The 6,830-nt window shown below is 66.9% G+C and carries 7 protein-coding genes and 1 pseudogene; all 8 read right to left on the bottom strand.

The genetic code is table 11. The annotated features are described in order from the left end of the window. Positions 1-317: pseudogene (locus tag ACFPAH_RS22480) on the bottom strand (hypothetical protein); the annotation flags it as partial. Next, the gene (locus ACFPAH_RS22475) at positions 314-862 is read right to left on the bottom strand and encodes a hypothetical protein (protein WP_379749788.1); all 549 of its coding nucleotides are present in this window, start codon (positions 860-862) and stop codon (positions 314-316) included. The pseudogene ACFPAH_RS22480 and the gene ACFPAH_RS22475, both read right to left, overlap by 4 nt. Before the next feature lie 8 nt (positions 863-870). Beyond that, positions 871-1,980 carry a formate dehydrogenase subunit gamma gene (locus ACFPAH_RS22470; RefSeq protein WP_379749786.1) on the bottom strand — a complete coding sequence of 370 codons (1,110 nt, stop codon included), beginning with the start codon at positions 1,978-1,980 and terminating at the stop codon, positions 871-873. A gap of 9 nt (positions 1,981-1,989) precedes the next feature. Then, positions 1,990-2,208, bottom strand: a complete 219-nt coding sequence (locus tag ACFPAH_RS22465; protein WP_379749784.1) for a hypothetical protein — start codon at positions 2,206-2,208, stop codon at positions 1,990-1,992. After that, entirely contained in the window at positions 2,205-2,888 is a 684-nt protein-coding gene (gene fdh3B, locus ACFPAH_RS22460) for a formate dehydrogenase FDH3 subunit beta (RefSeq protein WP_379749782.1), read from the bottom strand. The genes ACFPAH_RS22465 and fdh3B overlap by 4 nt, the downstream gene beginning before the upstream one ends. Positions 2,889-2,909: 21 nt before the next feature. After that, positions 2,910-5,735, bottom strand: coding sequence for a formate dehydrogenase subunit alpha (locus ACFPAH_RS22455; RefSeq protein WP_379749780.1), 2,826 nt, complete (start codon positions 5,733-5,735; stop codon positions 2,910-2,912). A gap of 19 nt (positions 5,736-5,754) precedes the next feature. Next, positions 5,755-6,036 (bottom strand): twin-arginine translocation signal domain-containing protein, encoded by a 282-nt coding sequence (locus tag ACFPAH_RS22450; protein WP_379749778.1) that lies wholly within the window; start codon positions 6,034-6,036, stop codon positions 5,755-5,757. Continuing rightward, a complete protein-coding gene (locus ACFPAH_RS22445; protein ID WP_379749776.1) occupies positions 6,029-6,730 on the bottom strand; it encodes a TorD/DmsD family molecular chaperone in 702 nt (233 codons plus the stop codon). The genes ACFPAH_RS22450 and ACFPAH_RS22445 overlap by 8 nt, the downstream gene beginning before the upstream one ends. Between the last annotated feature and the right edge of the window lie 100 nt (positions 6,731-6,830).

Genomic DNA, 6,830 nt, shown 5'->3' with positions numbered 1-6,830 from the left:
CTGCCGGCCACCGGGGCGCCCGCGGGCGCGGCGCCGGCTGCAGGCGCGGCGGCGATGGCCACCGGCGGGCGCGCGGTCCAGCCTTGCGCGGCGGCGCGCGAACGCCAGCGCGAGCTGATCGCGTCCTGGGCCGCCGCCAGCTTCACCTTGGCCTGCTCGGCCTGGGCATCGGCTGCCGCCTTCTTGGCTGCCGCCGCCTGTTGCGCCGCTGGAGTCGGTGGCGGCAAGGCGGCCAGGGCAATGCCGCTCGAGGCGAGGCCGGCCACCAGCAATGTCCGCAGCAGCGGCGTGCGGAAATTCGGTCTGATACGCATCATTTGTCCCCTGTCAGTGTGCCGGGCGCGGCGGGCGGCTTGGCCGGCTGCGCGGGCGCACCGGCTGCAGGCTGCGCAGGCGCGCCGGCCGCGGGCTGGCCCGTTGCCGCATTATTCGTCGCCGGCCCCGATCCCTGCTGGTTGGTCGCCGTGCCCGCCCCGACCGCCGTGGTGCCGGCGGCCGGCGCGTTCGCCGGCGGCCCGCCGTAGTCCCCCGGTGGCTTGTTCCCGCCCTGCATGGCGCCCGATGGCGCCGTTACCCCGTCGGAAGGACCGCGACCGGTTTCGGTCACGGTGCCGCCAAGCGCGGCGCCCCCGGTGTTGCCTCCGGAACCGCCGGCAATGCCGGGCGTGCCGCCGGCATAGGTGGCATTCGTCTCGGGCTTGGGACTGCGCGCAATGATCTGGCCGCTGGTGAGGCCTCCGGCCGTCACCTGCCCCGGGAACTTGGTCTGCTCGACCCCGGCGCTGGCGCTGGTGTGGCCGCGGTCGCAGCCGGCGAACAGGACGCAGGCAACAGCGCCGATTGCAAATGTGGATGCTTTCATCGTCGACCTCAATGTGCAGGACCAGGACGTGGCGCCGTCGGCGGGACGCCGCTTGGACGCGGCGTGTCCGGACGGGCGCCGCCGGTCCCGCCGGATTGCACTTCCTCGTACCATTGCGGATGGTGGGCCTTGGCCCAGTTCTCGTCTACATGGCCCTGGCGCATGGAATCGTAGGAGCCGGGCGCGCCGATGGTGCCGATGTAGATGTGCCCCATGGCCGCGGCCATGTACAGGGTGGCGGCGCCGATGTGCAGGTAGTTCGCCACCTGCAGCACGTAGCGCGTCTGGCCGAAGGTGACGAAGTCGAGGATCAGGCCGGTGATCGACATGATCAGGCCCAGCAACACGACCCCGAACCAGAACCAGGTTTTTTCGCCCGCATTGAAGAAGCCCGCGGGCGGCGGCGCATGCTCCTTGCGCGAGAACAGCCCCCCGCCCTGCTTGATCCATTGCCAGTCGATGCGATTGAAGAAGTTGCGCTTCAGGAAGGTAAAGAACATCAGGATCGAACACAGGATGAACACCGGCCCGACCACGTTGTGCACGTATTTCGAGATGATCGCCACCCAGGAAAACAGCGTGTGCCCCATCCACGGCAGCATGATGTTCTTGCCGAACATGATGATGATGCCGGTGATCGCCAGCGCGATGAACGAATACGCGGTGGCCCAATGCACGGTGCGCTCGCCGCTGTTGAAGCGGTGGATGCGGCGGCCCGATTCCTGCAGCGGAGGCGGCCTGAACGCACGGTAGAAAACGAAGATCAGCAGCGGCACGGCCAGCAGCACGGTGCCGGTGATGGTGGCGATCGGCCCGTTGCGCAGCAGGCGCCAGGTATTGCCGCCGCGCTGGACGATGACGTTGGCTTCGGTGCTGCCGTACTGGCCGAGGAAGTGGCGGTCCATGTGGACCTTGCCCGAGGCGGAATCGAGCAGGCCCGGTTCGCGCACCCGCGAATCGGCCTCGACCTGCAGCATCGTCTGCTCTTCGGCGTAGGCCGGCTTGGCGTCGCGATTCGGCACGGCCGCCCAGCTCGGGGACAGCATCAGGACACACAGGAGGGCAAGCAGCGGGGCCAGGATGGCGCGCACGGCATTCAGGTTCGCTCGCATCGACATGGCTGGCTCCTAGGGATTGGCGCGGTTGTACTCGTTCTGCTGGTTGTTGCGGTTGACGATCGCCGCATTCCAGGAGAGCTTGTCGTTGTGGAAGAGCTGCTGGAAGTGGCGCTGGTCATGCTTGCCCGCGTACGCGCCATCGATCCAGGCTGGATGCTGTTCCACCTCGAGGCAGCCGGTCAGGACCAGCACCAGCGGCAGGGCCGCGATCAGTTTGAATGGTTTCATGTCGGCAGGCTCCCCGGAACGTTCTGGCTGTCGCCAATCTTCTGGTTTACGCGCGGCGCATCGCCCTGGGCCTTGCGCGGGCCACCTCGCTTGTTGGGTCCGTAGGCGATCTTCCAGCCCCAGAGCTCGGGACCGTAGCCGCGCGTCTCGACGCGCTGGCGGTAGATGTCGGCGATCAGGTTCGCCTCCCCGCCCAGCAGCGCCTTGGTGCCGCACATTTCGGCGCAGGCCGGCAGCTTGCCTTCGGCGATGCGGTTGCGGCCGTATTTCTTGAATTCGGCTTCCGATGTGTCCGGTTCCGGACCGCCCGCGCAGAAGGTGCACTTGTCCATCTTGCCGCGGTGGGCGAACAGGCCGGTTTCCGGGAACTGCGGGGCGCCGAAGGGGCAGGCGAAACTGCAGTAGCCGCAGCCGATGCACTGGTCCTTGCTGTGCAGGACGATGCCGTCCTCGGTGTGGTAGATGCAATTGGTCGGGCACACCGCCAGGCAGGGCGCGTCGGTACAGTGCATGCAGGCGATCGAGACCGAGCGCTCGCCCGGCACGCCATCGTTGATCGTGACGACGCGGCGGCGGTTCACGCCCCACGGTGTTTCGTTTTCGTTCTTGCATGCGGTAACGCAGCCGTTGCAGTCGATGCAGCGCTCGGTATCGCAAATGAATTTCATCCTCGCGGCCATGGTTTCCTCCTGTTCAGGTCGTCAGGCACGCACGATGCGGCACAGCGATACCTTGGTTTCCTGCATCATCGTGACGGCGTCGTAGCCGTAGGTCCAACCGGTGTTGATCGCTTCGCCGCGCACGGTCGGCGCCCCGTCTTCCGGATAGTGCTTTTCGAGATCCTCGCCCATCCACCAGCCGCCGAAGTGGAACGGTGCCCAGACCAGGCCCACGGGCACGCGCTCGGTCACCATCGCCATCATCTTCATGCGGGCGCCGGTCGGCGTCTCGACCCAGACGTAGTCGCCCAGCTTGGCGCCGATCTGGACCGCGTCGCCGGGATTGATCTCGACGAACATGTGCTGCTGCAGTTCGGCCAGCCACGGGTTGGAGCGGGTTTCCTCGCCGCCGCCCTCGTACTCGACCAGGCGGCCCGAGGTCATGATCATTGGGTAGTCCTTCGAGAAGTCGATCTCCTGCACCGCCTTGTACAGCGTCGGCAGGCGCAGGAAATTCGCCTTGTCGTCATAGGTCGGGTACTGCGCCACCAGGTCGCGGCGCGGCGAAGCGAGCGGCTCGCGGTGGGTCGGCACGGGGTCGGGGAAGTTCCAGACGTTGCAGCGGGCGCGCGCATTGCCGAACGGCGCGCAGCCGTGGGCGATGACGACTCGGATGATGCCGCCCGATGGGTCGGTCTTCCAGTTCTTGCCCTCTGCCATCGCCTGTTCCTGGGGCGTGAGTTCGGCCCACCAGCCCAGCTTTTTCAGGAACACGTGGTCGAATTCCGGATAGCCGGTGTCGAGTTCGGACGCCTTGTTGGTCGAGCCGTCGGCCGCCAGCAGGGTCTGGCCATTGTGCTCGACGCCCCAGTTGGCGCGGAACGGCAGGCCGCCCTCGGCCACCGACTTGTTCAGGTCGTAGAGGATAGGCGTTCCCGGGTGCTTCATTTCCGGCGTGCCCCAGCACGGCCACGGCAGGCCGTAGTAGTCGCCCTTGCAGGGACCGGACTCGGCGCGCATGGTGGTCGGGTTGAAGGTGTGCTTGTTCTCCATGTGGAGTTTCAGGCGTTCCGGCGAGCAGCCCGTGTAGCCGATGGTCCAGCACGAGCGGTTGATCTCGCGCAGGATGTCCTCGATCACGGGTTCGTTCATCACGACCTTGATGTTCTTGCACAGTTCGTTATGGAAGCCGAGCTTCTTGGCGAACAGGTACATGATCTCGTGGTCGGTCTTGCACTCGAACAGGGGCGCAATCACCCGTTCGCGCCACTGGATCGAGCGGTTCGAGGAAGTGCACGAGCCCTGGGTTTCGAACTGCGAGGCCGCCGGCAGCAGGTAGACGCCATCGGTGCGCCCGTGCATCGAGGCCGTCATGCTCGGGTAAGGGTCGACCACGACCAGCATGTCGAGCTTCTGCATGGCCGCCTTCATGTCCGGCAGGCGGGTCTGGCTGTTCGGCGCGTGGCCCCAGTAGAACACGGCCCGCAGGTTGGCCGGCTGGTCGACAAACTGGTTTTGCTCGTTCACGGCATCGAACCAGCGCGAGACCGTGATGCCGGGCTTTTCCATCAGTTCCTTGGAACCGAAGCGCGACAGGATCCAGTTGTAGTCGACGCCCCAGGCATTCGCGAAGTGCTTCCAGGAGCCTTCGGCCAGGCCGTAGTAGCCGGGCAGCGAGTCGCCGTTCGGGCCGACGTCGGTTGCGCCCTGCACGTTGTCGTGGCCGCGGTAGATGTTGGCGCCGCCGCCAGGGACACCGATATTGCCCAGCGCCAGCTGCAAGATGGCGAGCGCACGCACGTTGGCGGTGCCGACGTGGTGCTGGGTGATGCCCATGCACCAGACCACCGAGGACGGCTTGTTCTTGGCCAGCATCTCGGCCGCCATGCGCACCGAGGCTTCCGGCACGCCGGTGATGTTCGAGACCTTGTCCGGCGTCCACTTGGCGACTTCCTTGCGCACGTCGTCCATGCCGTGGGTACGGGCGGCGATGTATTCCTTGTCTTCCCAGCCGTTATTGAAGATGTGCCAGAGCATGCCCCAGACCAGGGGGATGTCGGTGCCGGGACGCACGCGCACGTAGTGGTGGGCAAAGCGCGCGGTGCGGGTGAAGCGCGGGTCGACCACGATCATCTTCGCGCCCAGCTCCTTGGCGTGCAGGAAGTGCAGCATCGAGATCGGGTGCGCTTCGGCCGGGTTCGAGCCGATGAACATCACGGCCTTGCTGTAGTGCAGGTCGTTGAACGAGTTCGTCATCGCGCCGTAGCCGAAGGTCTGCGCCACGCCCGCGACCGTCGTCGAGTGGCAGATGCGCGCCTGGTGGTCGCAGTTGTTCGACCCCCAGAAGGCCGAGAACTTGCGCAGCAAATAGGCCTGCTCGTTGTTGTGCTTCGAGCTGCCGATGAGCATCAGGGCGTCGGGGCCGGCCTGCTGGCGCAGCTGCAGCAGCTTGTCGCCGATCTCGTTGATGGCCTGGTCCCAGGAGATGCGGGTGTACTTGCCGTTCACCAGCTTCATCGGGTAGCGCAGGCGGTGCTCGCCGAAGCCGTGCTCGCGCACCGAGGCGCCCTTGGCGCAGTGGGCGCCCATGTTGATCGGCGAATCGAAGGCCGCCTCCTGGCGGATCCAGACGCCGTTCTGGACGATCGCGTCGACCGAGCAGCCGACCGAGCAGTGGCTGCAGACGGTGCGTTTCAGCTCGGTCTTGACGGGATCGGCCGCCACGTCCGCATCGGCGGCCGTGGCTGGCTCGATGACGTTCAGGGGCAGCCCGCGGGCCAGTGCGCCGGCACCTGCCGCCACGCCCGCCCCCACCAGGAACTTGCGCCGCCTGACGCCTTTGTCGCTCGAACTCTTCACTAAAGACATGGCTGGTCTCCGGGTACGCTCACCAGTAGGCGGCGGTTTGGTAGTAACGACGAATGTGTTCGGTCTCGTGGTAGCCGCGCTTGACGTCGGGCTTGGCGGCCTCGGCGGGCGTCAGCTCGGGCTTGGCTTCGGCGCCGCCCGCGGCAACGACCGCGAGCGCGCCCAGCGGCGCCGCTTTCAGGAAGTTGCGGCGCGCCGGGTTCGGTTGACCGGCAGGCTGCGCGCCGTCTTGGTGCTTCGGTTCCATCGCATTCCCCTCGCTTGGCTTGATCGTCTGGTTCATCATCGCGCTCTTACTCATCGGAGTGGTCCTCCACCGCAAAGGCCTCGGCCTCGATCGCCAGCAGTGCGGACACGAAGGCCGCGACCAGCCGGTAGAAGTTCGCGCCCTCGGCCTTGGCCATGTCGTCCATGCAGCGTGCATACCAGCGGCCGATGCGTGCTTCGAAAAAGGTTTTCTGGACGCGCAGGGGCTGGCGCCGGATGCCGGCGCCGCCGGCGATCAGGACCCGCATGGTCTCGCACAGCGCGCCAAGATGGTCTTCGGATTCGCCCACGCCGCGCACGCGGCCGATGCCGAAGGCGGCCAGGTCGGCGCGCAGTTCGGCCAGCGGGGTATCGTTCATGAAGCCCGACAGGTAGAGCGAGCCATAGGGATTGAGCGCCGGGGTGCCGCTGCTGACGAACAGCGCGTCGAATTCCTCGGCGACGGCGTCGGCGTCCATCACGCTGGCGGCCAGCACCAGCTTTTCCCAGGCGTCCTCGAGAGCATGGTCGCCGCCGTTGGACTGGATCGGGTCGGCCGCGGCAAGGCCCGCCAGCAGGGTCGCGTCGGGCGGGGCCAGCAGCAGGCGGGCGGCCAGGGCGTACAGGTCGGCGCGGGCCTGGTCTTCGGCTGTGAGCGGCAGGGCCACGCCGATGACGGCGCTGGAGCCGGCCGGCGGGGCGGCGGGGTGGCGGGCGGCTTCGGCGGCGGCGGTCGGGGTCGATGACATGGGTGATGCGGACTGCATGGACACTGGCGGCCCTCCGTTAATAAATCTTCATCGAAAGTGTATTCGCTCGTCCTATAAAGGCGCGCACGGTTGAACCTGG

This window comes from Massilia sp. GCM10023247, from assembly GCF_042653325.1.
In the GTDB taxonomy this organism is placed as follows: domain Bacteria; phylum Pseudomonadota; class Gammaproteobacteria; order Burkholderiales; family Burkholderiaceae_D; genus Telluria.
The sequence above is the reverse complement of the archived record's forward strand: the minus strand, read 5'-3'. Positions and strand labels throughout refer to the sequence as shown.